At 70.5% G+C, this 26,407-nt stretch carries 24 protein-coding genes; 11 read left to right on the top strand and 13 right to left on the bottom strand.

Annotated features, from left to right (window positions below):
• The first annotated feature begins 383 nt into the window (after positions 1–383).
• Positions 384–776 carry a gamma-butyrobetaine hydroxylase family protein gene (locus tag ACFSOX_RS18695; protein ID WP_378479336.1) on the top strand — a complete coding sequence of 131 codons (393 nt, stop codon included), beginning with the start codon at positions 384–386 and terminating at the stop codon, positions 774–776.
• Positions 777–943: 167 nt separating this feature from the next.
• Here the strand turns inward: ACFSOX_RS18695 and ACFSOX_RS18690 are convergent, their stop codons facing one another.
• A complete protein-coding gene (locus ACFSOX_RS18690) occupies positions 944–1,522 on the bottom strand; it encodes a L,D-transpeptidase (protein WP_378479335.1) in 579 nt (192 codons plus the stop codon).
• Between the two features lie 408 nt (positions 1,523–1,930).
• Here ACFSOX_RS18690 and ACFSOX_RS18685 point away from each other — a divergent pair, with 408 nt between their 5' ends.
• From ACFSOX_RS18685 to hpnK, 5 genes are all read left to right on the top strand, one after another.
• Complete coding sequence (locus tag ACFSOX_RS18685) at positions 1,931–2,773, top strand: MipA/OmpV family protein (RefSeq protein WP_378479334.1); 843 nt, start codon at positions 1,931–1,933, stop codon at positions 2,771–2,773.
• Between the two features lie 58 nt (positions 2,774–2,831).
• Entirely contained in the window at positions 2,832–3,869 is a 1,038-nt protein-coding gene (locus tag ACFSOX_RS18680; protein WP_378479333.1) for a lysylphosphatidylglycerol synthase domain-containing protein, read from the top strand.
• 5 nt (positions 3,870–3,874) lie between these two features.
• A complete protein-coding gene (gene hpnI, locus ACFSOX_RS18675) occupies positions 3,875–5,080 on the top strand; it encodes a bacteriohopanetetrol glucosamine biosynthesis glycosyltransferase HpnI (protein ID WP_378479332.1) in 1,206 nt (401 codons plus the stop codon).
• Entirely contained in the window at positions 5,080–6,510 is a 1,431-nt protein-coding gene (hpnJ, locus tag ACFSOX_RS18670) for a hopanoid biosynthesis associated radical SAM protein HpnJ (protein WP_378479337.1), read from the top strand. The genes hpnI and hpnJ overlap by 1 nt, the downstream gene beginning before the upstream one ends.
• 192 nt (positions 6,511–6,702) lie before the next feature.
• Positions 6,703–7,542: a hopanoid biosynthesis-associated protein HpnK gene (gene hpnK, locus ACFSOX_RS18665; protein WP_378479331.1), complete on the top strand. Its 840-nt coding sequence runs from the start codon at positions 6,703–6,705 to the stop codon at positions 7,540–7,542.
• A 131-nt stretch (positions 7,543–7,673) separates the two neighbouring features.
• On the opposite strand, the gene hpnA is transcribed toward hpnK, so the two are convergent.
• The 6 genes from hpnA to waaF all read right to left on the bottom strand — a co-directional run bounded on the left by hpnA (position 7,674) and on the right by waaF (position 14,383).
• The gene (hpnA, locus tag ACFSOX_RS18660; RefSeq protein WP_378479330.1) at positions 7,674–8,666 is read right to left on the bottom strand and encodes a hopanoid-associated sugar epimerase; all 993 of its coding nucleotides are present in this window, start codon (positions 8,664–8,666) and stop codon (positions 7,674–7,676) included.
• 92 nt (positions 8,667–8,758) lie between these two features.
• On the bottom strand, positions 8,759–10,267 hold the full coding sequence (locus tag ACFSOX_RS18655) for a tripartite tricarboxylate transporter permease (RefSeq protein ID WP_378479329.1): 1,509 nt from the start codon (positions 10,265–10,267) through the stop codon (positions 8,759–8,761).
• Positions 10,268–10,277: 10 nt separating this feature from the next.
• Positions 10,278–10,817, bottom strand: coding sequence for a tripartite tricarboxylate transporter TctB family protein (locus tag ACFSOX_RS18650; RefSeq protein WP_378479328.1), 540 nt, complete (start codon positions 10,815–10,817; stop codon positions 10,278–10,280).
• A gap of 78 nt (positions 10,818–10,895) precedes the next feature.
• Positions 10,896–11,888 (bottom strand): Bug family tripartite tricarboxylate transporter substrate binding protein, encoded by a 993-nt coding sequence (locus ACFSOX_RS18645; protein ID WP_378479327.1) that lies wholly within the window; start codon positions 11,886–11,888, stop codon positions 10,896–10,898.
• A 206-nt stretch (positions 11,889–12,094) separates the two neighbouring features.
• Entirely contained in the window at positions 12,095–13,165 is a 1,071-nt protein-coding gene (locus tag ACFSOX_RS18640) for an Ldh family oxidoreductase (protein WP_378479326.1), read from the bottom strand.
• 147 nt (positions 13,166–13,312) lie between these two features.
• Positions 13,313–14,383 carry a lipopolysaccharide heptosyltransferase II gene (gene waaF, locus ACFSOX_RS18635; RefSeq protein WP_378479325.1) on the bottom strand — a complete coding sequence of 357 codons (1,071 nt, stop codon included), beginning with the start codon at positions 14,381–14,383 and terminating at the stop codon, positions 13,313–13,315.
• A gap of 230 nt (positions 14,384–14,613) precedes the next feature.
• Between waaF and rfaD the strand changes: the two genes are divergently transcribed.
• Both rfaD and rfaE1 read left to right on the top strand, forming a co-directional pair.
• Positions 14,614–15,594, top strand: coding sequence for an ADP-glyceromanno-heptose 6-epimerase (gene rfaD / locus ACFSOX_RS18630; RefSeq protein WP_378479324.1), 981 nt, complete (start codon positions 14,614–14,616; stop codon positions 15,592–15,594).
• Positions 15,595–15,755: 161 nt separating this feature from the next.
• Positions 15,756–17,270 (top strand): D-glycero-beta-D-manno-heptose-7-phosphate kinase, encoded by a 1,515-nt coding sequence (rfaE1, locus tag ACFSOX_RS18625; protein ID WP_378479323.1) that lies wholly within the window; start codon positions 15,756–15,758, stop codon positions 17,268–17,270.
• A gap of 10 nt (positions 17,271–17,280) precedes the next feature.
• Here rfaE1 and ACFSOX_RS18620 read toward each other — a convergent pair whose 3' ends face one another.
• On the bottom strand, positions 17,281–17,913 hold the full coding sequence (locus tag ACFSOX_RS18620; RefSeq protein WP_378479322.1) for a flavin reductase family protein: 633 nt from the start codon (positions 17,911–17,913) through the stop codon (positions 17,281–17,283).
• A gap of 320 nt (positions 17,914–18,233) precedes the next feature.
• Here ACFSOX_RS18620 and ACFSOX_RS18615 point away from each other — a divergent pair, with 320 nt between their 5' ends.
• On the top strand, positions 18,234–19,652 hold the full coding sequence (locus ACFSOX_RS18615; RefSeq protein WP_378479321.1) for a mannose-1-phosphate guanylyltransferase/mannose-6-phosphate isomerase: 1,419 nt from the start codon (positions 18,234–18,236) through the stop codon (positions 19,650–19,652).
• Between the two features lie 149 nt (positions 19,653–19,801).
• On the opposite strand, the gene ACFSOX_RS18610 is transcribed toward ACFSOX_RS18615, so the two are convergent.
• Complete coding sequence (locus tag ACFSOX_RS18610) at positions 19,802–21,268, bottom strand: UbiA family prenyltransferase (protein WP_378479320.1); 1,467 nt, start codon at positions 21,266–21,268, stop codon at positions 19,802–19,804.
• 264 nt (positions 21,269–21,532) lie between these two features.
• Between ACFSOX_RS18610 and ACFSOX_RS18605 the strand changes: the two genes are divergently transcribed.
• Complete coding sequence (locus tag ACFSOX_RS18605) at positions 21,533–22,030, top strand: hypothetical protein (protein WP_378479319.1); 498 nt, start codon at positions 21,533–21,535, stop codon at positions 22,028–22,030.
• 200 nt (positions 22,031–22,230) lie between these two features.
• Here the strand turns inward: ACFSOX_RS18605 and ACFSOX_RS18600 are convergent, their stop codons facing one another.
• The 4 genes from ACFSOX_RS18600 to ACFSOX_RS18585 all read right to left on the bottom strand — a co-directional run bounded on the left by ACFSOX_RS18600 (position 22,231) and on the right by ACFSOX_RS18585 (position 25,518).
• On the bottom strand, positions 22,231–22,677 hold the full coding sequence (locus ACFSOX_RS18600) for a hypothetical protein (RefSeq protein ID WP_378479318.1): 447 nt from the start codon (positions 22,675–22,677) through the stop codon (positions 22,231–22,233).
• Positions 22,678–22,891: 214 nt separating this feature from the next.
• A complete protein-coding gene (gene modC / locus ACFSOX_RS18595) occupies positions 22,892–24,001 on the bottom strand; it encodes a molybdenum ABC transporter ATP-binding protein (RefSeq protein ID WP_378479317.1) in 1,110 nt (369 codons plus the stop codon).
• A 139-nt stretch (positions 24,002–24,140) separates the two neighbouring features.
• Positions 24,141–24,836 carry a molybdate ABC transporter permease subunit gene (modB, locus tag ACFSOX_RS18590; protein WP_378479316.1) on the bottom strand — a complete coding sequence of 232 codons (696 nt, stop codon included), beginning with the start codon at positions 24,834–24,836 and terminating at the stop codon, positions 24,141–24,143.
• Between the two features lie 211 nt (positions 24,837–25,047).
• A complete protein-coding gene (locus ACFSOX_RS18585) occupies positions 25,048–25,518 on the bottom strand; it encodes an Lrp/AsnC family transcriptional regulator (protein WP_378479315.1) in 471 nt (156 codons plus the stop codon).
• Positions 25,519–25,687: 169 nt separating this feature from the next.
• On the opposite strand from ACFSOX_RS18585, the gene ACFSOX_RS18580 reads away from it, so the two are divergent.
• On the top strand, positions 25,688–26,404 hold the full coding sequence (locus ACFSOX_RS18580; RefSeq protein ID WP_378479314.1) for an aspartate/glutamate racemase family protein: 717 nt from the start codon (positions 25,688–25,690) through the stop codon (positions 26,402–26,404).
• Positions 26,405–26,407: the final 3 nt, after the last annotated feature.

The following is a 26,407-nucleotide window of genomic DNA, read 5'->3' as shown; positions in this document are numbered from 1 at the left end:
CGTCACCGACACCCGAAGATACGTGATGGCGCGCCCGAACGGGTCGACCAGCGGCGCAGGCCCGGCCGGAGCCGCGGCCCGAACCGGCGACGCAGGGGGCTCGGCCAGGGTCGACGCTGTCTCGAACACCATCGCGGGGATCTCCTCGGCGGTTCGGGGCGGAGCATCGGCGGGCGGCCGCGCCGGCGCGCCGGTCGCGGTCGTGGTCGCGGTCGTGGTCGCGGTCGTGGTCGCGGTCGCGATCGCGAAGCTTTCTATATAATGGAGATCGGACCGCGCGGCGAGACGCCCGCCTGCGACACCGACCCGCGCGCGCCGACCATCGGCGCCGGCGCCCCTGTCGGGTACCGCCGGCGGACGAGCCGTTCGAACGAGAGGGAGCGATGAGCACCACGCCCGCCGACCAGAAGCCATGGCCCACCGAGCTGCGTCTGCGCAAGGATCGCCGCGCCCTCGAGGTGACGTTCGAGTCCGGCGAGCGCTTCGTCCTGCCGGCCGAGATCCTGCGGGTGCGCAGCCCGAGCGCCGAGGTGCAAGGGCATTCGCCGGCCGAGCGCAAGCTGGTCGCCGGCAAGCGCGCCGTGGAGATCCTGGAGATCCAGCCAACCGGCAACTACGCGGTGCGCCTCGTCTTCGACGACATGCACGACTCCGGCATCTTCAGCTGGGACTACCTCCTCGACTGCGGCCGTAACCTCGCCGCCTGGGAGGCCGACTACGCTGCCGAGATCGCCGCCGCCGGCCTGTCCCGCGACCCGCCCGCGCGTCGGGGTTAGGGGCACCCGGACGCCGAATCGTCATGCCCGCGCTCGTCGCGGGGGGGCCACGAAGGGCGGCGACAAGGTCACGCCGCATGAACCCCGGCAGAAAGACGAGACATGGATGGCCGGGACGAGCCCGGCCATGACGATTCAGGGGTTGCGCGGGTTGTGCCGCGAGGCCGTCACCGCAGCACCACCACCTTGGCGCCGACGCGGACGCGGTCGTAGAGGTCGATGACGTCCTCGTTGGTCATGCGGAAGCAGCCCGACGATACCGCTTGGCCGATCGTCTCCGGCTCGTTGGAGCCGTGGATGCGGTAGAGCGACGACCCGAGATACATGGCGCGGGCGCCGAGCGGGTTGTCGATGCCGCCCTTCATCATCGCCGGCAGGCCGGGCTGGCGGCGGCGCATCTGGGCCGGCGGCGTCCAGGTCGGCCATTCCTTCTTGGCCGAGACGGCGGTCACGCCGGCCCAGCGGAAGCCGTCGCGGCCGACCCCGATGCCGTAGCGGATCGCTTGGCCGGGTCCGGTGACGAGGTAGAGCCGGCGCTCCGACGTGTTCACCACGATGGTGCCGGGCGCGTAGGAGGCGTCGAAGCTCACGCTCGAACGCGCGATCGGCGAGGCGCCGCCCGAGTAACGCGTGGTGTAGCGGCCGTAGGAGTAGCGCTCCTCGGGGTCGAGATTCTCGGCCCGGGCTGCCGTCAGGGCCGGCAGCAGGGTGACGAGGGAGAGGGCGACGAGGACGACTCGGCGCATCGTGGCGCTCCTTGCATGCTTCAGGGGATGAACGTCGATCGGCCCGACGCACGACAGCGGCCGCCGTCCCCGCGAGCGGGGTCGGTTCGGTCGACAATACGGCAATGACAGGCGACGGCGTGCCCGCAGCGCGCCTTCAGCGTGTGTTTTTCCCCGCTTGTGGCTGCGCCGCAACAGGTTTCGACGAAGTTGGTCGGGCCCCGTCCGCGATGGCCGTAAAATGCCACCGCGCGAGTCGAGTCGCCTAGGGCAAGGTTATGACGACGTTAAGGAAATCATTCCACTGTCGGGTCGTGGCAGGCGGCGAGCGGCGTTTTGCGCCGTGTCAGGGTGCAGTGTAGCTTTGTCGTGCGGGGGACGACTCTCGGCACCGGTCTCCGGCGCCGGGCAGCGGAATGGGGCAGTGACTTGCAGAACACGGTGATGCGCTTCGGCGCGGCTTGCGTGACGGCTCTCGCGCTCGCCGGAACGGCGGGTGCGGCGGATATCGGGACCGGATATCCGTCGAAAGCGACGACCGCATCGGCGAAGCCGGAATGGGTCGCGACGCTCGGCCTGGAAGGCCGCGTCGAGAGCGAGTTCGTCGGCGGCGACACCTACACGGTGCGGGCCGCGCCCATCTTCGGGTTCCGCCGGGCCGGGACGCCGGAGCAGTTCCGGGCGCCGCGCGACGGCGCCGGCATCGCCCTGTTCGAGACCCAGCAGCTCAAGATCGGCCCGAACCTGAAGGTACGCGCCCAGCGCAAGGAATCGGATTCGAGCGCGCTCTACGGCCTCGGCGACGTCGACTGGGCCGTCGAGGTCGGCGCCTTCATCGAGTACTGGTGGGCGCCGTGGCTGCGCACCCGCGGCGAGCTGCGCCAGGGCTTCGGCGGCCACCAGGGCCAGGTCGCCGACCTCACCGCCGATTTCGTCGTGCCGGTGACGCCGGCTCTGACGCTGTCGGGCGGTCCGCGCGTCTCCTTCGCGACCGGCAAGGCGCTCGAGCCCTATTTCGGCATCGACTACTGGCAGTCCTATTGGTCGGGCCTGCCCGTCTACGACGCCAAGGGCGGCCTCTACTCGGTCGGTGCGGGCGCCCAGGCGCGCTACTTCTGGACGCCCGAACTCGCCACCCACGTCTATGTCGAGTATCAACGCCTGATGGACAGTGCGGCCGATTCGCCGCTCGTCGTGCAGCGCGGCTCGCCCGACCAGGTGACGATCGGTTTCGGCTTCACCCGCGCGTTCACGTTCCAGCAGTTCTGGTGAGCCGCGACGCGCGCCGGCCCGGCGGTTCGAGATAGACCGGGCTTTTTCGGGACGGCGCATGCGCTGGCTTCGCACCACCGGGCTTCTGAGCCTTCTGATCGGCATCGCGGTGCTGATCGGCCTGACCGTCTGGTCGGGCGCCGGTCTGGTGCGCGACGCGGTCGCCTCGATCGGGATCGGCATCGTCCTCGTGGTGCTGGTACGAGCCGGCACGGCGAGCCTCGCCGCGGTCGGCTGGTGGGTGCTGTTCCCGCCCAAGGAGCGGCCGCGGCTTTCGACCTGCTTGTCGCTGCGTTTCGTGCGCGAGGGGGCCAACGCGCTTCTCCCGCTCGGCCAGGTCGGCGGCGATCTGCTGGGCGCGCGCCTGCTCACCTTCGTCGGCGTGCCCGGGGCGCTCGCGACCGCGAGCGTCATCGTCGACGTGCTGGCGCTCGCCGTGACGCAGGCGCTGTTCGCGCTGACGGGCCTCGCCGTGCTGGTCTGGCTCGGCGCCGATTCCTCGATCGCCTGGATCGCCGCCTTGGGCCTCGCGCTCGCGCTGCCGGCGCTGGTCGGCTTCTGGATCGCCCAGCGGCGCGGCGGCCACCAGGCGTTCGGCTGGATCTTGGCGCGGTTCCGCGGCAACTGGGCGCGTGTCGTCGGCGAGAAGATCGACCGGCTGTTCCGTGATCTCTCGGCCCTGCATGCGAGCCGCAGCCGCATGGGCGCGAGCCTCATGCTGCATTATCTCGACTGGCTGACCGGCATCGGCGAGGTTCTCGTCGCGTTCTGGTTCATGGGCCATCCGGTGAGCCTCGCCGAGGCACTGGTGATCGAGAGCCTGATGCACGCGATCCGCGGCGCCGCCTTCGCGATCCCCGGCGCGCTCGGTGCCCAGGAGGGCGGGCTGATCGTGCTGTGTGCCGTGTTCGGCATTCCGCCCGATCAGGCGATGGCGCTGTCGCTGGTCAAGCGCGTCGCCGATCTCGCCACCGGCCTGCCGGGCCTGGTCGTCTGGCAGTGGATGGAGGGGCGCCGCTGGCGTTCTCCGCGCGGCGACACGGCTGCCGCCGACCCGGCCTCGCCCGGCCCCGCCTCGCACACTCAGGCGACGTGAGCGTCATGGCCGGCCCGATCGCGGTCCTGCTGATGCTGCTGGCATTCGCCGGCTGCGTCTATTTGATGACCGCCGCCGTGCTGGTCGGTCGCTTCGCGGCGCGGCCGTCGCCGGGCGTGCCGGCCGGCGAGCCGGCACCCGGCGTGACGGTGCTCAAGCCCCTGCACGGGGCGCCGCCGGGCCTCTTCGACGACCTCTCGACCTGGTGCCGCCAGGCCTATCCGGGGCCGCTGCAGATCGTCTGCGGCGTCGCAAGCCGCGACGATCCCGCCGTCGCCGTGGTCGAGCGGCTGATCGCGGCGTACCCGTCCGTCCGCATCGATCTCGTGATCGACCCGACCCGGCACGGCAGCAACGCCAAGGTCTCCAACCTGATCAACATGGCCGGAAAAATCCGGCACGGCGTCGTGGTGGTGTCGGACAGCGACATCCGGCTGCGGCCGGACGATGTTTCGCGCGTGGTCGCGGCCTTGCGGCGGCCCGGCGTCGGCGCCGTCACCTGCCTGTACGGCGGGGAGGGCGCGGCCGGCGTGTGGTCCGATCTCGTCGCGCTCGGTCTCGTCTCGCACTTCCTGCCCAACGCCGTGCTCGGCCTTGAGATCGGCCGCGCGAAACCTTGCTTCGGCGCCCTGATCGGGCTCGATCGAAACACCCTCGACGCCATCGGCGGCTTTGCGGCCTTCGCCGACACGCTCGCCGACGACTACGCGATCGGCGCCGCCGTGCGGGCCGAGGGGCTCGCCGTGGTCGTGCCCTCGTTCGCCGTGCTGCATCGTTGCGACGAGACGAGCCTCGCAGCCCTGTGGGCGCACGAGCTGCGTTGGGCCCGCACCGTGATGAGCCTCGATCCGCCGGGCTGGCTCGGCTCGGTGGTGACGCATCCGCTCGCCGCGGCGCTGCTCGCCGTGACGTTCGGCGGTGGACGTCCGGCGGTCGGCCTCGCGGTCGCCGCGATTGTATGTCGTGCTGTGCTCGCGCTCCGGGTGGGTGTTGCCCTGGCGCGTCCCGTTCCGGCTCTTCCGCTGGTTCCGCTCCGCGACCTCTTGACCTTCGCGGTGTTCGTGGCGAGTTTCCTCGGCCGCGCGGTGACCTGGAAGGACCAGGATTTTCGGATGCGGGCGGACGGCACCTTCGTCGAGACGAACGGAGCCACGCCCGACGGCCGCAAGACGATCGCCGGAACCACGGCGAAAGGGGAGTCCGTGAAATGATGCGCACGTTGTTCATGCAGGGGCCCTCCTACGACGGCTATGACGGGGGCGCCGGCGCACGCTATCAGTCGAAGCGCGAGATCCGCTCGTTCTGGTACCCGACCTGGCTGGCGCAACCGGCCGCGCTGGTCGAGGGCTCGAAGCTGATCGACGCGCCCCCGCACCGGCTCGGCATCGACGACGTGCTCCCCGAGGCGAAGACCCGCGACCTCGTGGTGCTGCACACCTCGACGCCGTCCTTCTCGTCCGACATCCGCACCGCCGAAGCCGTGCGGGCCGCCAACCCGAGCGCCCTGATCGGCCTGGTCGGCGCCAAGGCGATGGTCGACCCGAACGGCAGCCTCGCCGGCTCGCCCGTGATCGACTTCGTGGCGCGGGAGGAGTTCGACTTCACCGTGAAGGAGATCGCCGAAGGCCGCGACCTCGCGAGCGTGAAGGGCATCTCCTGGCGCAACCGCGACGGCGTGATCACCCACAATCCGGATCGCGAGATCCTCGAGGACATGGACGCGCTGCCGTTCGTGAGCCCGGTCTACAAGCGCGACCTCGTCATCGAGAACTACTTCTCCGGCTATCTGCGCCACCCGTACCTGTCGTTCTACACGGGCCGCGGGTGCAAGTCGCGCTGCTCGTTCTGCCTGTGGCCGCAGACGATCGGCGGGCACCGCTACCGGGTGCGCAGCGTCGGCCACGTGATGGAGGAGCTGCGCTATGCGAAGCACGCCTTCCCGCAGGTGCAGGAGTTCTTCTTCGACGACGACACGCTGACCGACAACGCCCCGCGCGTCGAGGCGCTGGCCCGCGAGATCGGCAAGCTCGGCATCATGTGGTCGTGCAACGCCAAGGGCAACGTCTCGCGCGAGACCCTGAAGGTGATGAAGGACAACGGGCTGCGGCTGCTCGTCGTCGGCTACGAGTCGGGCAACCAGCAGATCCTCCACAACATCCGCAAGGGCATGCGGATCGAGGTGGCGAAGAAGTTCACCAAGGACTGCCACGACCTCGGCATCCAGATTCACGGCACCTTCATCCTCGGCCTGCCGGGCGAGACCAAGGAGACGATCGAGGAGACGATCCGGTTCGCCACCGAGATCAATCCGCACACCATCCAGGTGTCGCTCGCCGCGCCCTATCCGGGCACGCATCTCTACGCCGAGGCGATCGAGAAGGGCTGGCTGCTCGACGAGAACATGCAGCTCGTCTCGCAGCACGGCGTGCAGGCGGCGGCGATGAACTACCCGCACCTCTCCCACACCGAGATCTTCACGTCGGTCGAGGACTTCTACCGCCGCTTCTATCTGCGCGCACCCAAGATCGCCTCGATCGTCTCGGAGATGGTGCGCAGCCCGCAGATGATGAAGCGCCGCCTGCGCGAGGGCGTCGAGTTCTTCCGCTTCCTGCGCGAGCGCAAGGAAGCCCAGGCGTGCTGACGCGCGAGTTGCGTCACCCTCCCCTGGAGGGGGAGGGTCGGGCGCGCCGAACAGGCGCGCACGGGGTGGGGTGACGCCCCACGCACCGGCGTCGCTGTCACCCCCTCCCGACATGCATCGCGTGCGACGCATGTCGACCTCCCTGGCGCGGCTTCGCCGCGCTGCCCAGGGGGAGGTGAAGAGAGGCCCCCTATGAAACGCCTCGTGGTCACGGCCGACGATTTCGGGCTCGCCGTCGAGGTGAATGCGGGCGTCGAAGAGGCGCATCGCGACGGCATCCTCACGGCCGCGAGCCTGATGGTCGGCGCGCCCGCGGCGGCCGACGCGGTCGCGCGCGCCCGGCGTCTGCCCGATCTGAAGGTCGGGCTGCACGTGGTGCTGCTCGAGTCCCGCCCCGTCCTGCCGCGTGAAAAGGTGCCGGATCTGGTCGATGCGCACGGCCGTTTCCGCAGCGACATGGTGCGGCTGGCGTTCGAGATCTTCGCGCGGCCGTCGGTGCGCGCGCAGATGCGGTCCGAGGTCGCGGCCCAGTTTTCGGCGTTCCGCGACACCGGGCTGACGCTCGATCACGTCAACGCCCACAAGCACTTTCACCTGCACCCGACCATCCTGGCGGCCGTGATGGCGGAGGCCGAAAAGGCCGGCGTCAAAGGCGTGCGCCTGCCGGTCGAGCCGGCCGCCGTCGTCGACGCGACGGGGCAGGGAACATCGCCGTTCGGCGCCAAGGCGACGGCCTGGTGGGCCGGAATCCTCAGGGCGCGGGCGCGGGCGCGCGGCTTTCGGATTCCTGATCAGGTGTTCGGGCTCGCCTGGTCGGGGGCCATGACGGCCGCCCGCACGGCCGCGCTGCTGGAGCGCCTGCCGGAGGGCGACACCGAGATCTATTTCCACCCGGCGACCGCCGACGCCTTTCCGGGCCATGCGCCGGGCTACCGCTACGCCGACGAGCTGGCGGCGCTCGTCGACGCCGACGTGATCACGACGGCGGAGAAGAGCAGGGCGAGCCGGGGCGGGTTTTTGGATCTGCGCTGATCGTCACGCGCTCTGAGTTCGTCATGGCCGGGCTCGTCCCGGCCATCCACGTCTTGGGCGGTCGCGATGCTGCATGACGTGGATGCCCGGCACAGGGCCGAGCATGACGGAGGTCAAGGCCGTCGCCCCGTCTACCCCACCATCCCGGCCTGCCTGAACCACGCCAGCGCGTCGGCGACGCCCTCTTGCCAAGGACGCGAGACGTAGCCGAGATCGCGCCTCGCCTTCCGGTCGTCGAAGAACATCCGGTATTTTGCCAGCCGCAGCCCGTCGGCCGTGACGAAGGGCTCGCGGCCGGTGAGCTTGGCGATGCCCTCGGCCGCGAAGGCGAGCGGGAAGAGGGCGCGGCGCGGCAGCTCGATGCGGGGCGGCCGGCGTCCGACCCGACGGGCGATCTCGATCAGCATGTCGCGCAGGAACACGTTCTCGCCACCGAGAATGTAGCGCTCACCGACCGCGCCGTGCCGCAACGCGAGCAGGTGCCCGGCCGCGACGTCGTCGACATGGGCGAGGTTGAGGCCGGTGTCGACGAAGGCCGGCATGCGGCCCGCCGCCGCCTCGACGATGATCCGGCCGGTCGGGGTCGGTTTGATGTCGCGCGGGCCGATCGGCGTCGACGGATTGACGATCACGGCCGGCAGCTTGTCGCGCGCCACCATCTCCTCGACGACGCGTTCGCCCAGAACCTTGCTCTTCTTGTAGGCGCCGATCGCGGCCTCCGCGTCGAGCGGCATGGTCTCGTCGGCGACGACGCCTTCTGCGAGCCGCAGGGTCGCGACGCTCGACGTGTAGACGACGCGCTCGACGCCGGCGTGCAGTGCCTCCGCCATCACCAGCCGGGTGCCGTCCACGTTGACGCGGAACAGCACCGACGGGTCGGGTGCCCACAACCGGTAGTCGGCGGCGACGTGGAACACGTGACGCACGCCGCGCATGGCGCGCGCCAGCGAGGCGGCGTCGGTCACGTCGCCGGCGACGACCTCGTCGTCGGACGAGAGATTGTCGCGCGGGCTCGTCGGCCGCACCAGGACGCGCACGGCGAAGCCCTCGCGGCGCAGCACGGTCGCGACGGCGGCTCCCAAGAAGCCGCTGGCTCCGGTGACCAGGACGATGTCGGACGGCACCGTGACCTCCTCGTGGTTCGGCCCGTCCTACACGAAAACGCCCGGCGCCGCGAGGCGCCGGGCTTTGACGAGGGACGCCGCGAAAGCGACGATCACGCCGCCTCGGCGGTCTCCGCGACGGCCTTGTACTGCTTGGAGCGCTTGAGCAGCATCGGCAGGAACAGGAAGGCGACGGCGCAGATCAGCAGCACCAGCGAGATCGGCTTCTCCAGGAAGATCATGTTCGACCCCTTGGAGATGATCAGCGCCTGACGGTAGGCCTGCTCGAGCCGGCCACCGAGAATCAGGCCGAGGATCAAGGGCTCGACCGGATACTTGTTGACCCGCATGTAGTAGCCGAGCAGGCCGGCGGCGCCGGTCAGCACCAGGTCGACGGCGCTGTAGCTGAGCGACCACACGCCGATCGTCGAGATCACCAGCACGGTCGGCATCAGATACATGGCCGGGATGCGCATGACCCGGGCGAAGACGTTGACCAGCGGCCAGTTGAGCAGCAGCAGCAGCGTGTTGCCGACATACATGCTGGCGATCAGCGTCCACACCACGGCGCCGTGCTTCTCGAACATCAGCGGCCCCGGCGTGATGTCGAGCATCATCAGGGCGCCGAGCATCACGGCCGTGGCGCCGCCGCCCGGCAGGCCGAGGGTGAGCAGCGGCACCAGCGAGGCGCCGCTCGCCGCGTTGTTGGCCGACTCCGGATTGGCGACGCCGCGGATGTCGCCGGTGCCGAGCCGCTCGGGGTGCTTGCAGACGCGCTTCTCGAGATTGTAGGCGATGAAGGTCGAGAGCGTCGCGCCGGCGCCCGGCAGCATGCCGATGACGAAGCCGAACACGGTGCCGCGCAGGATCGCCGGCAGGCTGTAGACGAACTCCGACCAGGAGATCCACACCTTGCCGGCCTTGACGATCTGGGCCCGGGTGCCGTCGTGCACCTCGCGGGCCGTGATCACCACCTCGGTCAGCGCGAACATGCCGATGGCGACGACGACGAAGTCGACGCCGTCCTGCAGGAACGGGTTGCCGAAGGTGAAGCGCGCCGCGCCCGAGACGAGATCGATGCCGATGGTCGCGATCATCAGGCCGAGGCAGGTCGAGATGATCGACTTGGCCACGTTGGTACCGGTGAGGCTCGCCACCGTGCACAGGCCGAACACCATCAGGGCGAAGAACTCGGCCGGGCCGAACAGCAGGGCGTAGCGGGCGATCGGCGCGCCGACGAAGGTCAGCATCAGCACCGCGAAGGTGCCGGCGATGAACGAGCCGATCGCCGCGACGGCGAGGGCCGGCCCGGCGCGGCCCTGCATGGCCATCTTGTGGCCGTCGATCGTGGTGATCACCGAGGCGGATTCGCCCGGGATGTTGACCAGGATCGAGGTCGTCGAGCCGCCGTACATCGAGCCGTAGTAGACCGAGGTGAGCAGGATCAGCGCGGTCGCCGGCGGCATGCTGAAGACCAGCGGGATCAGCATGGCGAGCGTCGCCGTGGGCCCGAGGCCCGGCAGCACGCCGATCAGCGTGCCGACCAGGCAGCCGGCGAGCGCGATCATGAGGTTGAGGGGAAGGAGGGCGACCGCGAAGCCGTTCAGGAGATGCTCGAACATGATCGCGTCCTCACCAGGCCAGGAGCTCGAGCACGCCGAGCGGCAGGCGCACGTTCAGGCCGTACTTGAAGCCGAAGAACACCACCAGCGTCACGCCGAGCGACAGGCCGAGCAGGATGTGCAGGCGCTTCTCGCCGAGCAGCCAGGTGAAGGCGAACAGGAGCACGAAGGTCGCGACCGGGAAGCCGACGTCCGGCATGAACCACAGATAGGCGAGGACGACGCCCCACAGCGCGACGAAGTACCAGTCGAGCCCGAGCCGCGCCGGGAGGCTCCCCTGTGGCGCCGCGGGGGCGTCGGCGGCCGGTGCGGTGCCGTTGCGCTTGGCACGGATGCGGGCCACGAGGTCCGCCGGCGAGACGAGGAGCCACAGCCCCATAACGGCGAAGACGAGACCCAGGAGCTCCGGAAACGTCTTCGGCCCCGGCGTGTCGGGGAGCTGATAGAAGTCCGGGATGTTGAAGGTCTCGAACAGGTATGCGCCGGCGACCAGCAGGATCACCAGGCCTTCGAGGCGGGTGCGGAGCGACCCGCGCGTGGCGACGTCCATGGAGCTCATCCTTGCCCGTTCGTGCGATGCGGGATCCGCGGCCCGGCGTGTCGAGGCGCCGGGCCGCGGCCGGGCGGCCTATTTCAGGAAGCCGAGCTCTTTCAGGAGGACGCGGTACTGCGCCGCCTCCTCGTTCACGTACTTGGCGAACTCGTCACCGAACCGGGTGGTCGGCTCCCAGCCGAGCTTCTCGCGCTCGGCGGCGAACTCGGGCGAGGCGACCATCTTCTTCATCGTCTCGATCCACCAGTCGTAGGCTTCCTTCGGCACGCCCGGCGCCATGTAGTAGCCCCGCCAGATCACGTAATTGACGGCGGCGCCCTGCTCGGTCGCGGTCGGGATGTCGGGGAACTTGGTCGAGCGCTTGTCGGACAGCACCGCGAGGCCGCGGATCTTGCCGGCCTCGAGCTGGCCGGAGGCCTCGGAGATGTCGAGCGCGGCGATCTGGGTGTGGCCTCCGAGCATCGAGGTGAGGGCCTCGCCGCCGCCCTGGAACGGCACGTAGACGACCTTGGTGGGCTCGACGCCGATCGCCTTGGCGAACAGCGCGACCTTCATGTGGTCCTGGCCGCCGGGGGCGGAGCCGCCCGAGAAGGTGACGGATTTCGGATCGGCCTTCATGGCCGCCGTCACGTCGGCGAGCGTCTTGTACTTGGAGTCGGCCGTCACGAAGAATCCGCCGAGCTCGGCACCGACCTGGGCGAGCGGCATCACCTCCTTGAACGTGTAGGGCGTGCGGCCGAGCGCCACCGTGAAGGTGAGGGCGTTCGAGGCCGAGACGATCAGGTTGGTGTCGCCCTTGCGCTTGGTGACGACGTTGGCGATCGCCACGGCACCGCTGCCCCCCGGCATGTTGGTGACGTAGATCGAGCCCTTGAAGCCGCCGGTCTTCTGCAGAACCGTCGAGGCGGTGCGGCAGGTGATGTCCCAGCCGCCGCCGGGATTGGCCGGGGCGATGCATTCGCCCTGTCCCTTCGGCTCCCAGGCGGAGGCCGGACCGACGGCCAGCGGGCTCGCGAGAGCGAGCCCCGCGAGAAGCAGGGCAGTTCGTGTCGGCGCGAAAGATGTCATGGACGGTTTCCTTTCCAGCGGCGTGGGCTGGAGCACGCGGTCGATGCCGCTGTCAGCTCCGTTGAAGCAGGTCCGGGCGTTCGTCAAGCGATTGCGGCACGGGCGGATCCTTACATCGAGCTGACACGATCCCGGGGTGACTCCGGAGGCGTCGTCTCGCATGTGCGAAGGTGGGGACGATCGCGGTCGGCATGGCGGACACCCTGTCAGAACGGCAGCCTGTCGGCGAGCCCGATCTCGGCCGCGAGCCGCGCGAGATCGGTGCGGGTGTCGGCCGGAAGGTCGAGACCGGTCCGGCGGTTCTCGGCGTCGTCGCGGGCCTCGCGCTCGCCCGGATAGAGAATCTCGTCGAAGCCCTGCGCGGTCGGCACGCGCTTGAGCGACGTGATCAGCTCGTCCATGCGGGCCGCGAACTGGTCGCGCGGTTGCAGGGCCTCGATGTCGATCGCGATCATCAGGTGGCCGGCGCCGCTCCTCTGCTCGCTCTGATAGGGCCCGTGAACGTTCGCGCCGAAGGCGCTGCCGGTGAGCACGCCGGCCAGCATGTCCATCACGAGCGCGATGCCGTAACCCTTGTGCTGCGCCATCGGCAGGATCACGCCGGCGATCGCCTCGGTGGGATCGGTGGTCGGGGCGCCGTCCGCCGTGATGGCCCAGCCTTCCGGGATCGGACGACCTTCCTGCTTGGCGAGATAGATCTTGCCGCGCGCGACGCCCGTGTTGGCGATGTCGAGGACGAGCGGCGCGCGGTCGCCGGCCGGCGCGGCCCACGACCACGGATTGGTGCCGACCGTCTTCTCCCGGCCGCCCCACGGCGCCATCGCCGGGCTCGCATTGGTGGCGAGGAACGCCACGCAGCCCTGCGGCGGCGCCATCAGGGTGAAATACATGGCGGTGCCGAAATGATTCGAGTTCCGCATCGCCACGGCGGCGATGCCGTGCCGCTTGGCGCGGGCGATCGCCTCGCGGGCGCCGAACGCCGCCACCACCTGTCCCATCGCGTCCCGGCCGTCGACCACGGCGAGGCCGCCGGCGTCGGTCACGATCGCGGGTCTTCCGCGCGGATCACACACGCCCGCCTTCAGCCGCGCCGCGTACCAGGGCAGGCGCAGCACGCCGTGACTCTGATGGCCCCAGAGATCGGCCTGGACCAGCGAGTCGGCGCACAGCAGCGCGTCGTCGTCGGCGAGGCCGAGCGTGCGATAGACGGCGGAGGCGAAATCGCGGAGGCGATCCGGAGAGACGCGGCAGGCCTCGGCGCCGTCGGAAGACCTCATGGGCACGTCCGTTGCGTGATTGCCGGGCGCGCGGTGGCGGGTCGACGGCAGACGTCACGAGCAGGACGGTCGTACAGCACCGCACCGTCGTGCGAAATCGGGAGCGCCACGGATGCGCGTCGCCGGTGCCCGACGATCCGCGGCGACTCAAGCCGAAATCGCGCGGCTCGCCTGCAGCACGGCGTCCAGCACGCGCGCGGCCGGTATGTCCCGCATGCAGGCGTGGTGGCCCATCCGGCAGGTCGGCTTGTGGCAGGGGCGGCACGGCACGTCCGTCGTCGTCTCGATGGTGGCGGCGATCGGGTTGAGCGGTGCCCAGAGCCAGGCGCTGGTCGGGCCGAAGATGCCGACCGTCGGCGTGCCGATGGCGGCCGCGACGTGCAGGAGGCCGGAATCGTTCGAGGCGACGACGTCGGCGGCGGCCAGCCCCAGGATGGCGTTGCGCAAATCCGTGCCGGTGAGATCGCGCACCCGCTCGCCGCCGCGGCCGGCGATCGCCTCGGCCTGCGCCGTCTCGCCGGGACCGCCCAGCACCCAGATCTCGAAGCCCTCCGTCGCCAGCCGCTTCGCCACCTCGCCGTAGTATTCGGCCGGCCAACGTTTCGACGGGCCGACCGCGCCGGGCGCCAGCGCCGCCACGGGCCGCCCGCCGGTCAGCCCCATGCGCTGCCGCCATGCCGCGACCTCGGCGGCCGGGACGACGAGCTGCGGCACCGGCCACTCGGCCGGCCGCGGCGCGTCCTTCGGCAAGGCGAGCACGGCGCATTGGTCGATCATCCGGGGCAGCCGCTTCTCGCCGAAACGCAGGTCGTTGACGACGCCGAACCGCATCTCCCCCAAGAGCCCGGTGCGCACCGGGATGCCGGCCAGGAACGGCGCCAGCGCCGCCTTCCACTTGCGCGACATGATCAGCGCCTGGCCGTAGCCCTCCGGCTTCAGTCGCTCGGCGAGCGCCCGGTGCTGCGCGTAGGCGAGCTTGCGGCGCGGCAGATCCCACACCACGCCCTTGCGCACGCCCGGCATGTAGTCGAGAAGAGGCGCAACCATCGCGGTGGTGAGCACGTCGACGGGCCGGTCCGGATCCTGCGCCTTCAGGAGGCGGACGACGCTGTGGCAGCGGACGAAGTCGCCGATCCACATGTACGGCACGATGAGCAGCGGCGCCCCGCCCGGGTGGGCAGGACGGGAGCTGGATGGCGGTGTGGCCGGCGGCGTCATCGGAGGCAGGCGCTAGCCCGGCCGGCGCCGGAAGTCCAGGGGGGGCGTCCGGCCGGGTTCCGGGGATGCGCAGGGGTGACCCTTCACCGATTGGACAACAGGCGGCGCCGGGGCTAGGGAACCCGGCCGGCCGGGCCGGCCGGCGCAGGGCCCGGGCGGCCGGCCGACGGCCGAGCGACCAGGGGCCGGGCGGGACCGGGCCGATCGGCCGGGCAGGCGGGATTGCGACGATGCTGTTGGTGACGGGCGGGGCGGGCTTCATCGGCTCCAACGTGGTAGCGAGCCTCAACGAGGCCGGCCGGACCGATGTCGTCGTCAACGACTGGCTGGGCAGCGAGGCGAAGTGGAAGAACCTCGCCAAGCGCGAGATCGCCGACTTCGTGCCGCCCGAGGATCTGGCCTGGTGGCTGGACGGCCGCCGGCTCGACGCCGTCATCCACATGGGGGCGAACTCCGACACCACGGCGCGCGACGGCGACGAGGTGATGGAGTCGAACTTCCGCCTGTCGCTGATGCTGCTCGACTGGTGCACCCGGAACCGCACCCCGTTCATCTACGCCTCGTCGGCGGCGACCTACGGCAACGGCGAGGGCGGCTTCGTCGACGACGAGGATCTCGCCGCCCTGCGCAAGCTTAAGCCGATGAATCTCTACGGCTGGAGCAAGCACCTGTTCGACCTCGCCCTCAAGGGCCGCGAGGCGCGGGGCGAGCCGCTGCCGCCGCAATGGGTCGGCCTCAAATTCTTCAACGTGTTCGGCCCGAACGAGTACCACAAGGGCGAGATGGCGAGCCTGGTCGCCAAGCGATTCGAGGACGTCAAGGCGGACCGCACGGTGACGCTGTTCAAGTCGCACCGCGACGGCATCGCCGACGGCGACCAGCGCCGCGACTTCATCTGCGTCGACGATGCCGTGGCGGTGCTGCGCTGGTTCCTCGACACGCCGACCGTGTCGGGGATCTTCAACGTCGGCACCGGCGAGGCGCGCAGCTTTCGCGATCTGATCACGGCGGCGTTCGCGGCGCTCGGCAAGTCGGCCAGGATCGAGTACATCGACATGCCGCTGTCGATCCGCGACCAGTACCAGTACTTCACCCAGGCCTCGGTCGAGAAGCTGCGCCGGGCCGGCTACAACGGCGGCTTCACCCGGCTCGAGGACGCGGTCGGCCGCTACGTCACCGGCTTCCTCGACCGGGCGGACCGGTACCGATGAAATTATCTTGTCCCCGTCACCCTGAGGTGGCTGCGCGGAGCGCAGCCCTCGAAGGGCGACGGCCCCTGCATCGGCCGTTCATCCTTCGAGGCCCGGCTGCGCCGGACACCTCAGGATGACGGAACCGATGTCCTGAAGACACGCCCCGATCGGCAGGCCCCATGCTCGACGTCGAAGTCTCCCTCTCGCGCATCCCCTCGCAGACCGTCGTCTGCGTCGGCGACCTGATGCTCGACCAGTTCGTCTACGGCGAGGTGTCGCGGGTGTCGCCCGAGGCGCCCGTGCCGGTGATCGCGGTCAAGCGCGAGGAGACGACCATCGGGGGCGCCGGCAACGTCGCCTGCAACATCGCGACGCTCGGCGCGGCCTGCGTGTTCGTCGGCGTCGTCGGCGACGACGCCGCCGGCCAGATCTTACGCGAGGCCTTCGCCAGGCACGACGGACGGGTGGATGCGCGGCTCGTGGTCGATCCGGAGCGGCCGACCATCCGAAAGCTGCGCTTCGTCTCCGAGCATTATTCGAGCCACCTCCTGCGCGCCGACTGGGAGCGCGCCGCGCCCGTGCCGGAGGCGATCGAGGACGAGATCCTCGCCCAGGTGGAGGCCGTGCTGCCGGACGCCGGCGCCGTGGTGCTGTCCGACTACGCCAAGGGCGTGCTGACGCCCCGCGTCGTGCGCGGCGTGATCGCGCGGGCGAAGGCGCTCGGCAAGCCCGTGATCGTCGATCCGAAGGGCCGCGACTTCTCGGTCTATCGCGGCGCCACCCTGATCACGCCGAACCGCAAGGAGCTCGGCGAGGCCTCGCGCCGGCCGCTCGCCGATCTCGACACGGTCGCGGTCGCGGCCGAGGAGCTGCGCCGCGCGGCCGAGAGCGACGCCCTGCTCGTCACGCTGAGCGAGGAGGGGATGCTGCTCAAGGAGGCGGGGCGAGCGGCCGTGCACGTGCCGGCGGCGCCGGTGCGGGTGCGCGACGTCTCCGGCGCCGGCGACACCGTGGTCGCCGTGCTCGCCTTGATGCTCGCCACCGAGGCCGGCTTCGAGGCGGCGATGCGGGCCGCGAACGCCGCCGCCGCCGTGGTGGTCGGCAAGCGCGGCACCGCGACCGTCTCGGTGCTCGAGCTGCGCTCGCAGCTCCTGCCGGCCGCGGCGCTCGCCTCGGAGGAGAAGATCGTCTTCGACGACGCGCTGCTCGTCGAGCGGGTCGCGGCCTGGCGGGCGCAGGGACTGCGCATCGGCTTCACCAACGGCTGCTTCGACATTCTGCATCCCGGTCATGTCCGGGTGCTGAGCCGGGCGCGCGCCACCTGCGACCGGCTCGTCGTCGGCCTCAACAGCGACGCCTCGGTGAAGCGCCTGAAGGGGGAGGGGCGGCCGATCCAGGACGTCGTCGCCCGCGCCGACGTGCTCGCCGCGCTCGAGGCCGTCGACCTCGTCGCCGTGTTCGAGGAGGACACGCCGATCGAGCTGATCAAGCGTCTTCGCCCCAACGTGCTGATCAAGGGCTCGGACTACCGGGTCGACCAGGTGGTCGGCCACGACGTGGTGGCGGCCTATGGCGGCGAGGTGGTGCTGGTCGATCTCGTGCCCGGCCACTCGACCACCGGGATCCTCAAGAGGTCCGGCCAAGCCCCGGAGCGCGCCGGCGGCCCGGTCGTGCCGGATGTGATGCCGGGATGACCGGACGCCGTCACTTCGGCCGCGTCATCCGGAACAACGTCTCGGGCACCGCCTCGAAATACTCGTCGCGGTATCCGCCGCGCATGATCGGGTTCGCCTTGCCGGTGTCGAACAGGCCGTCGCGCAGATAGGCCGTGTCGATGTGGACTCCGACCACCTCGCCGATCGTCAGCCAGTGGTCGGCCGAGCGGCCGTCGACGCCCTTGAGCTCGACGATCTGGACGACCCGGCATTCCAACGCCGCCGGGGAGGCGGCGACGCGCGGCGGCCTGACCAGCCGGCTCGGCGCGGGCGCGAGGCCGGTCAGCGCGAACTCGTCGACGTCGGCCGGCACGGTCGCCGAGGAGGCGTTCATGGCGGCGGCGAGATCGCGGGTCGCCATGCTCCACACGAACTCGCCGGTCGCCTCGGCGTTCAGGAGGCTGTGCTTGCGGCCCTGAGACGAGAACGCGATCATCGGCGGCTTGTCGCAGACCGCGTTGAAGTAGCTGTAGGGCGCGAGATTCGGAACGCCGTCCGGGCTCAGCGTCGAGATCCAGCCGATCGGCCGGGGCGCCACGATGGCCTTGAACGGATCGTGCGGCAGGCCGTGGCCGGCCGCGGGCTGGTAGAAATGAAGGTCGCCGGTGCTCTGGTCGTTCATTCGGCGAGACTAGACGGTCGGTTCGGTGCCGCAAAGCCGGCCGGCCCCGGATTCGGGTCGTCCGGAGACGGTGTCGCGCCGCCGTCGTCGTTTCGTCGGGCGATCCGATTATCCCGGTGCGGCGGGCCGCGGGCCGCGGCGCCGCCCGGTTCACCACACGCCCGGGTCGCGTTTCCGTTCCGCCGGAAAATGGCTTAAGCAGGCGCGGTGCGCCGTCACGCCCCGTGGCTGTCGCGGTCGTCTCGCTCGCGGCAGGCGCGCGCCCCCGGGCACGTCGGCCGGCGGGCTCGGTCAGTTCAGGGTTCTCGAACGGTTTCCTCATGGCTCGTCCCCGCATCGTCCCCCTCCTGCTCGCCGGCGGGTCCGGCACGCGCCTCTGGCCGGTGTCGCGCGACGCGATGCCCAAGCAGTTCCTGCCCCTGGTCGGCGATCGCTCCACCTACCAGCAGGCGCTGGCGCGGGTCTCCAATCCGGACCTGTTCGCCCCGCCGATCGTCATGACGGCGAACGACTTCCGCTTCTTCGCCAAGACCCAGGCGGCGGATCTCGGGATCGACGCGACCGTGGTGCTCGAGCCGCTGCGGCGCGATTCGGGACCGGCCATCGCGGCCGGCGCGGCGCTCGCTCGCAGCCGCGACCCCGATGCCGTGGTGCTGGCGATCGCCGCCGACCACGTCATCCTCGATCAGGACGTGTTCGAGGCGACCTGCGCGGCCGGCCTCGATGCCGCCCGGCAAGGGAACATCGTCACCTTCGGCATCCTGCCGGCGTCGCCCAAGACCAGCTACGGCTACATCCGCCGCGGCGAGAGCCTCGGCGTCGCGGGCGTCGCCAAGGTGGACGCCTTCGTCGAGAAGCCGGACGCGGCGACGGCCGCCCGCTACGTCGCCGACGGCTATCTGTGGAACTCCGGCAACTTCCTGTTCGGCGCCGAGACGCTGCTCGCCGAGCTCGCCCGCTTCGAGCCCGAGATGGCGCGCGCCGTCACGGCCGCGGTCGACAAGGCGTCGCTCGATCTCGGCTTCGTGCGGCTCGACGCCGAGGCCTTCGGGGCCGCACCGCAGAAGTCCATCGACTACGCCGTGATGGAGCGCACCGACCGCACGGCCGTGATCGAGGGCCGCTTCCGCTGGTCCGACATCGGCTCGTGGGACGCCGTGTTCGACATCGCCGAGCGCGACGGCGCCGGCAACGTGGTGTCCGGCCCGGCCGCGACCTTCGAGACGCAGGACTGCGTCATCCATGCCGAGGACCGGCTCACCGTGGCGCTCGGCGTCAAGGATCTCGTCATCGTCACGACGCCGGACGCCGTGCTGGTGCTGCCGCGCTCGCGCGCCGAGGACGTCAAGGGCGCGGTCGCGGCCCTCAAGAGGCAGGGCCGCGGCGAGGCGACGGCGCATCGGCTCTGCCATCGGCCGTGGGGCCACTACGACTCGCTCGACCGCGGCGAACGTTATCAGGTGAAGCGCATCGTCGTGTCGCCGGGCGCCCGGCTGTCGCTGCAGCGGCATTATCACCGGGCCGAGCACTGGATCGTGGTGCGGGGCACCGCCGAGGTGACGACCGGGGAGACGAGCAAGATCGTGCACGAGAACGAGTCGATCTACATCCCGATCGGCACGGTCCACCGCCTCGCCAATCCGGGCAAGATCCCGCTCGAGCTGATCGAGGTGCAGACCGGCAGCTATCTGGGGGAGGACGACATCGTCCGGCTCGAGGACGTCTATCAGCGCACGTGAGAACACGGCAACGGCTCTTCCCGTCACCCTGAGGTGCCCGGCGAAGCCGGGCCTCGAAGGGCGACGGCCCGTGCTCGGGGGCCGCATCCTTCGAGGCTCGCTGCGCGAGCGCCTCAGGATGACGGGGCGAGGTTCGGGGCACGACGCCTTCAGATCGCCCCGAAGAAGGCGGCGCCGACGATCGCGCCGAGCACCAGGCTGCGCGGATCCTTCAGTGCGAAGACGACCGGATCGTCGGCGAGCTCGCCGCGCTGGGCGATGAGCCAGATGCGCTGCAGCCACAGCGCCATCAGCACCGGCACGGCGTAGAGCCAAGCGGTGTGCCGGTAGAAGCCGGAGGGCGCTGCGTCGTTGGCGAGATAGAGCAGCATGATCACGAGCGAGAACAGCCCGGTGCCGATCCCGAAGGCGAGCGTCAGCGGCCAGTCCTCGCCGCGATAGCCGCGGCCGGCGATCTCGCGGGTGTCGGCCCGGAACGCGCGGATCACCTCGGCATGGCGCTTGGCGAGCGCCAGCGACACGAAGAACGCGAGTGCGAAGGACAAGAGCCAGGGCGACTGCGCGATGCCGAGCACGGCGGCGCCCATCGCGACGCGCAGCGTGAACAGGCCGCCGATGACGAACACGTCGGTCAGCGGCTCGCGCTTGAGCGTCAGCGTGTAGGCGGTGGTCAGCGCGAGATAGAGCATCAGCAGCAGCGCGAAAGCCGGCGACAGCAGGACGGCGGCGACGAGCGCGCCGGCGATCATCAGGGGTGCGGCGACGAGGCCGAGCGAGAGCGGGAGTGCGCCGCTCGCGAACGGACGCTGCCGCTTGGTCGGATGCTTGCGGTCGGCCCCGAGGTCGGCGATGTCGTTCAGGAGATAGGTGCCGGACACCATCAGCGACAGCACCAGGAACCCGGCGATCGCGGTCGCGACCTTGCGCGGGTCGTCGAACACGTGGCCGACGAACAGCGGCACGAACAGGAGCACGTTCTTGGACCACTGGTGCACCCGCAGCGCCTTCAGCCAGATGCGGACGCCGGGTCGCGGTCGCGACAGGGTGGCGAGCACGGGCGTGCCGCAGCGCTCGACCGCGGCGGCGACGTGGCCGGCGACGTCGCACAGCACTGCGCCCCGCGCGGCGGCGAATAGCGGCAGATCGGCCGGGCTGTCGCCGGCATAGAGGAAGCCGTCCGGAAACCGCTCGCGCAGATGCGCGAGCTTGGCCGTGCCCTTGAGGTTGCGGACCCCGTCGCTGCCGGTGGCGCTGTCGAACAGGCCGAGCGCCTCGGCGACGCCGTCGGCGACGGCCTGGTCGGCCGCCGTGACCAGATGGACGGCGCGGCCGCGCGCCCGCTCGGCGCGCACGAGGGCGACGAGCTCGGCGCGCCACGGCATGTCGGCGAGCTCGAGCAGCGCCTGGCCGGCGAGCCTCCGCTTGAAGGCGGCCCGGTCATGCAGACCGAGCAGCGCCCGTGCCGCGGCCGGTGGATTCTTGAACAGCACCACGCTGAAGCACTCGACCAACGTATCGCCGAGCAGCAGCGTGCCGTCGAGATCGACGACCAGCGGAACCGCGACATCGGCCGCGAGGCCGTCGATGGCGAGGCAGTCGGCGGGAGGTTCGAGCATGGCGGCGTCCGGCGATCGGTCCGGGTGTCGCCCGGCACGGCCCGCAATAGCACGTTCCCGTTAAGAGCGCGTAGAGCCCGCAGGCCGCGGACGTCAGATCGTGCGGCGCGAACAGGTACGCGCCGCGCGCGCTTGTTTATTTGTCCGGCGACGGAACCGATGCGGTCCTCGGCCGTTGAGCCAGATCACCGGCCACGACCTCCTGGGCGCCGGTGGCTGAGAGATGCTTGTGCTCCCGCCCGTTCGGTGGAACGGAGCACGGCCATGAACGATCGGACGCGCGGTGGGCACCGCGGCCGGGACGACGAAGGTTCATCGAACCGCCCGTCTTCATCCGGGGGGCCGAGCCCGGAGGGACCGGCGTCGGTCTCGAACGACAGACTGCCGAACGAAAGAGTGCCGAACGATAGCGTGCCGAACGATAGCGTGCCGAACGACAAAGCGCCGAACGATCGGAACCCGACCGAATCCGGATCGGACGCGCGCGGTCCCGAGACGTCCAACACCGCAGCCGCCGATGAGCGTGCGGCGGTCGCCAAGGTTCTGTCGGGCTACAAGCCCAGCTCGCGGCATGCGCGTCAGGTCGCGATGCGGGTCATGTCGGCGGCCGCCTGCACCGAATCGCGTGTGTTGATCGACGGCGCGGCCGAGCGCGTGTCGAGCTCCGATCAAGCCTGTGAGACCCATCGGGTGCAGATTTCCAAGAGCCGCGACACCATCGCCCAGACCCGCGCCCTGATCCGCAGGCTCGACAAGCCCTGAGCCGGCGCCGGTCCGGCCGGCGCGCGGAAGCCTCGCGTCGGGATCGTCGGGCGCCGCGACGATCCGGCCCCCTTCGGGCCAGTTCGCCCGGAACGGAATTCCAATCGGATTCAGCGTCGACGAGACTCGCTCTGATTCGACGACGCGAAAAAAAGGGGCGGGCCTTCGCCCGCCCCTCGCGTGATCGGGACCGGTCCTGATCAGCACTGGCTGTAGTCGGCCCGGTAGGCGCCGCGCACCGGGCAGTTGCTGCGGCCCCAGCCCCAGCCGTTGCCCCAGCCGCCGCCCCAGCCGACCGAGCGGTAACCGGGCGCATAGGCGTAGCCGTCGTAACCGGGGGCGTAGGCGTATCCGGAATAGGCCGGCGCGTAGCCGTAGCTCGGCGCGTCGCCCCACGAGGAATACGTGTAGGTCGGGCCGTAGGCGTATCCGGGTGCATAGGCGTAGCCGGGGCCGCCATAGTAGCCGCTGCGGTAATAGCCGCGGTTCGCGCTCGCCGCGGCGGCACCGATGATCGCGCCGGCGGCGATGCCGACGCCCGCGGCCGCGAGAAAGCGGCCGTTGCGGGCCTCGGCGGCCGTGGAGGTCACGGCGAGCGCGCCTGCGAGAGCGAGGGCCGCGGCCGTCTTCGTGGTCGAGAGGTGCATGATCAGCTCCTGCGCGTTGCCCCACGGGACCGGCGGTGCTCGCCTGCCTGCCCGTGCGATACCGGATCAATGCGGATCGTCGATCCGCGTTCCGGTCGACACGTCGTCGCGCGGTCGCCGGGGGATCGGCCGCTGCGCCTCGATTGGTCGCGCGAGCGGGTCGTCCGGTTCGTGCGGCGGATCACAAGCGCGTGCACGGCCCCGTGGCGTGTCTTCAAGCCGGGGCGGAGAGCGGGCCGAGCGCCACCGACTGCTCGTCGAGCGCGACCGTCTTGATCAGCGCGAACACCGGCCGGCCGGGGGCGAGCCCGAGCTCGGCCAGCGCCTTGCGGGTGGCCGAGGCGAGCACATGGCCGTGGCCGTCGAGATCGACCGTGACGGTGGCGAGCGGGCCGGTGTCGGTGTCGACGCGCGCCACCACGCCGTGCAGCACGGTGCGGACGCTGAGCCCGGCCGGTCGGGTGGTGGCGAGCGTCACGTCGGTCGCTCTGATCACGACGCGGCAGTCGCGACCCGCCGGGCCGGCCGGGCCGGCGAGCCAGATGGTGCCGGCCGGATGGGCAATCTCGGCGAGGCCCCAGGTCTCGTCCCAGCCTGCGACCCGGGCCGTGACGAAGGAGGCGCGGCGGAAGCGGCTCTCGCCGGCCTGCGCGGCGCCGTCGCCGAACACGTCCTCGACGCTGCCGGCGGCGGCGACGCGCCCATGGGCCAGCACGACGACGCGGGCGGCGAGCCGCGCCACCTCCTCGACGGCGTGCGACACGTAGACGATCGGGATGCCGAACTCGTCGCGCAGCCGCTCGATCAGCGGCAGGATCTCCTGCTTGCGCTCGGCGTCGAGCGCGGCGAGCGGCTCGTCCATCAGGAGGAGGCGCGGCGAGGAGACCAGCGCCCGGCCGATGGCGACGCGCTGCTTCTCGCCGCCCGACAGGCGGCCGGGCCGGCGGTCGAGCAGATGGCCGATGCCGAGCGTCTCGACCACCGGATCGAGCGCGATGCGGCGCTCGGCCTTCGGGGCGAACCAGCGGCCGAACAGGAGATTGTGCTTCACGCTCAGATGCGGGAAGAGCTGGGCGTCCTGGAACACGAGGCCGATGCGGCGCCGATGCGCCGGCACGAAGGTGCGGCTCGCCGTATCGACCAGCGCGCGACCGTCGAGCGCGATCGTGCCGTGATCGGGTCGGGTCAGGCCGGCGATCAGCCCGATGGTCGCGCTCTTGCCCGATCCCGACGGCCCGAACAGCGCGACGACGCCGCCGTCGCTCTCGAAGGCGATGTCGAGATCGAACGCGCCGAGCGTCTTTTTCACGTCGACCCGGATCATCGGCCGCCCCACGCTCGCGGTCCGGTCACACCCGGCCTCGTGCCGGGCATCCACGTCTTTGCGACATGTCGGGAGCTGTTTCGTGGGTGGCCGCGCCGCGCCCGGCCATGACGAGGATCGAGGCGATCGACCCGGATCATCAGAACTGCGCCAGCTTGCGGTGGGCGAGGCGCTGCACCACCTCGGACAGCACCAGGGCCGCGAGCGCGATCACGATCGACACGATGGTGAGGCGGAGCGCCGCGGCGTCGCCGCTCGGCGTCTGGGTCAGGCCGTAGATCGCGGCCGAGATCGTCTGCGTCTCGCCCGGGATGTTGGAGACGAACGTGATGGTCGCGCCGAACTCGCCGAGCGCCTTGGCGAAGCACAGGATCGAGCCGACGATCAGGCCGGGCAGGGCGAGCGGCAGCGTCACCAGGACGAAGGTCCACGGCCGGCTGGCGCCGAGTGTGCCGGCGGCGTTCTCGAGCCGCTGATCGATCGCCTCGATCGACAGCCGGATCGCCCGCACCATCAGCGGGAAGCCCATCACGGCGCAGGCGAGCGCCGCGCCGGTCCAGCGGAACGAGAAGACGATGCCGAAAGTCTCCGCCAGGAAGGCGCCGATCGGGCCGCGCCGGCCGAACAGCAGGAGCAGCACGTAGCCGGTGACCACCGGCGGCAGCACCAGCGGAAGATGCACGACGCCGTCGAGCAGCACCTTGCCGGGAAACCGCCAGCGCGCCAGCGCATAGGCGACGAAGATGCCGAGCGGCAGGCTGGCCAGCGTCGCGACGACGGCGATGCGCAACGACAGATGAACGGCGGTGATCTCCTCGGGCGTCAGGTCCATCATGGTCGGGGCGGCGCCCCGCGGTCGCTCGCCCGGAGAGGCACGCTGCTCGCCGTCGTCGTCATCACGCTCGATCGTATCACGCTCGTCCCTCGCGCGTGCCGCGACGGCGACGCGCCTTTCATGCTGTAGCGAAAAGAATATAGCGTCGCGGCCGCGCCGCTGCCAAGAGCGCGGCGCACATGCGTCACCCCCGCGATGTCACCCCGCGCCCTCACCGCGTCCTGGCGATGTAGCCGGTCGGCACGGCGGTCGTGTATTTCAGCTCCTCCATGGCGATCGCGGAGGAGACGTCGGCGAGCTCGACGCGATCGATCATCCGCTTGTAGACGGCGTCGTAGGCGTCGATGTCGGGCACCACGATGCGCAGGAGATAATCGACGTCGCCGGTGAGCCGCCACACCTCGACGATCTCCGGGATGTCGGCGATCATGCGCCGGAAATCGTCGACCCATTCGAGCGCGTGGCGGGTGGTGCGCACCGAGACGAACAGCGTCATCGGCACGTTCACCTTGCGGCGATCGACCAGTGCGACCCGGCGTTGAATGACGCCGTCGTCCTCCAGCTTCTTGATGCGTCTCCAGCACGGTGCCGTGGAGAGGCCGACCTGCTCGGCGACCTCGGCGATCGGCAGCGTCGCGTCCCCCTGCAGGAGATCGAGTATTTTCTGGTCGATTCGATCCATAGAATGCCTATTTCGCATGCAGGGGTAAACTTGAAATCTGATTTCTTTTATCACACAAATGCCAATATGCCATTGCCATTATAAGCCCCTCAGGCGCATCACTTTGCGAACCGAATGCGTCCGATACCGCCTACACTCCCCGAGTCATACGCAATGCGAGGAGGCGGTCGTGCACACCATCGGGCTGATCGGAGGCATGAGCTGGGAGAGCACCGCGGTGTACTACCGGCGGATCAACGAGCAGGTGCGCGAGCGCCTCGGCGGGCTGCACTCGGCCGACGTGCTGATGCGCTCGGTCGACTTCGACGGCATCGTCGCCCTGCAGCGCGCCGGCGACTGGACGCAGGCGGCCGCCGTGCTGGCCGGCATCGGCCGTGATCTCGAGAAGGCCGGTGCCGGTTGCCTGCTGATCTGCACCAACACCATGCACAAGCTCGCCGACGAGGTGCAGCGCGCCGTCTCGGTGCCGCTCCTCCACATCGTCGACGCCACCGCGGCGCCCCTGAAGGAGAAGCGGATCAGCAAGCCGCTGCTGCTCGCCACCCGCTTCACCATGGAGGAGGAGTTCTATCGTGCCCGCCTGCGCAACCGCTTCGGCATCGAGGCGATCGTGCCGGAGACCCCGGACGAGCGCGGCATGGTGCACGACGTGATCTTCGGCGAGCTGTGCTGCGGCGTCGTGAAGGACACGTCCCGCGAGAAGTACCGAGAGGTGATCGCCCGCGGCAAGGCGCGCGGCGCCGACGCCGTGATCCTCGGCTGCACCGAGATCGGCCTGCTGATCGGCCAGGACGACACCGACCTGCCGGTGTTCGACTCGACCTTCCTGCACGCCGACGCGGCCGTCGACTTCGCACTCGCGAAGAGCGAAGCCCTGGTTGCCTAGCGC

The sequence above is a fragment of the Rhodoplanes azumiensis genome, assembly GCF_042682915.1.
Classification (GTDB): domain Bacteria; phylum Pseudomonadota; class Alphaproteobacteria; order Rhizobiales; family Xanthobacteraceae; genus Rhodoplanes; species Rhodoplanes azumiensis.
This window is presented reverse-complemented; position numbering and strand designations above follow the sequence as displayed.

Bases quoted from the DNA above. Each gene is read 5' to 3' on its own strand.
- ACFSOX_RS18695 (WP_378479336.1), top strand. From the start codon at position 384: ATGAGCACCACGCCCGCCGACCAGAAGCCATGGCCCACCGAGCTGCGT.
- ACFSOX_RS18690 (WP_378479335.1), bottom strand. From the start codon at position 1,522: ATGCGCCGAGTCGTCCTCGTCGCCCTCTCCCTCGTCACCCTGCTGCCG.
- ACFSOX_RS18680 (WP_378479333.1), top strand. From the start codon at position 2,832: ATGCGCTGGCTTCGCACCACCGGGCTTCTGAGCCTTCTGATCGGCATC.
- hpnI (WP_378479332.1), top strand. From the start codon at position 3,875: ATGGCCGGCCCGATCGCGGTCCTGCTGATGCTGCTGGCATTCGCCGGC.
- hpnJ (WP_378479337.1), top strand. From the start codon at position 5,080: ATGCGCACGTTGTTCATGCAGGGGCCCTCCTACGACGGCTATGACGGG.
- hpnK (WP_378479331.1), top strand. From the start codon at position 6,703: ATGAAACGCCTCGTGGTCACGGCCGACGATTTCGGGCTCGCCGTCGAG.
- ACFSOX_RS18655 (WP_378479329.1), bottom strand. From the start codon at position 10,267: ATGTTCGAGCATCTCCTGAACGGCTTCGCGGTCGCCCTCCTTCCCCTC.
- ACFSOX_RS18650 (WP_378479328.1), bottom strand. From the start codon at position 10,817: ATGGACGTCGCCACGCGCGGGTCGCTCCGCACCCGCCTCGAAGGCCTG.
- ACFSOX_RS18645 (WP_378479327.1), bottom strand. From the start codon at position 11,888: ATGACATCTTTCGCGCCGACACGAACTGCCCTGCTTCTCGCGGGGCTC.
- ACFSOX_RS18640 (WP_378479326.1), bottom strand. From the start codon at position 13,165: ATGAGGTCTTCCGACGGCGCCGAGGCCTGCCGCGTCTCTCCGGATCGC.
- waaF (WP_378479325.1), bottom strand. From the start codon at position 14,383: ATGACGCCGCCGGCCACACCGCCATCCAGCTCCCGTCCTGCCCACCCG.
- rfaD (WP_378479324.1), top strand. From the start codon at position 14,614: ATGCTGTTGGTGACGGGCGGGGCGGGCTTCATCGGCTCCAACGTGGTA.
- rfaE1 (WP_378479323.1), top strand. From the start codon at position 15,756: ATGCTCGACGTCGAAGTCTCCCTCTCGCGCATCCCCTCGCAGACCGTC.
- ACFSOX_RS18620 (WP_378479322.1), bottom strand. From the start codon at position 17,913: ATGAACGACCAGAGCACCGGCGACCTTCATTTCTACCAGCCCGCGGCC.
- ACFSOX_RS18615 (WP_378479321.1), top strand. From the start codon at position 18,234: ATGGCTCGTCCCCGCATCGTCCCCCTCCTGCTCGCCGGCGGGTCCGGC.
- ACFSOX_RS18610 (WP_378479320.1), bottom strand. From the start codon at position 21,268: ATGCTCGAACCTCCCGCCGACTGCCTCGCCATCGACGGCCTCGCGGCC.
- ACFSOX_RS18605 (WP_378479319.1), top strand. From the start codon at position 21,533: ATGAACGATCGGACGCGCGGTGGGCACCGCGGCCGGGACGACGAAGGT.
- ACFSOX_RS18600 (WP_378479318.1), bottom strand. From the start codon at position 22,677: ATGCACCTCTCGACCACGAAGACGGCCGCGGCCCTCGCTCTCGCAGGC.
- modC (WP_378479317.1), bottom strand. From the start codon at position 24,001: ATGATCCGGGTCGACGTGAAAAAGACGCTCGGCGCGTTCGATCTCGAC.
- modB (WP_378479316.1), bottom strand. From the start codon at position 24,836: ATGATGGACCTGACGCCCGAGGAGATCACCGCCGTTCATCTGTCGTTG.
- ACFSOX_RS18585 (WP_378479315.1), bottom strand. From the start codon at position 25,518: ATGGATCGAATCGACCAGAAAATACTCGATCTCCTGCAGGGGGACGCG.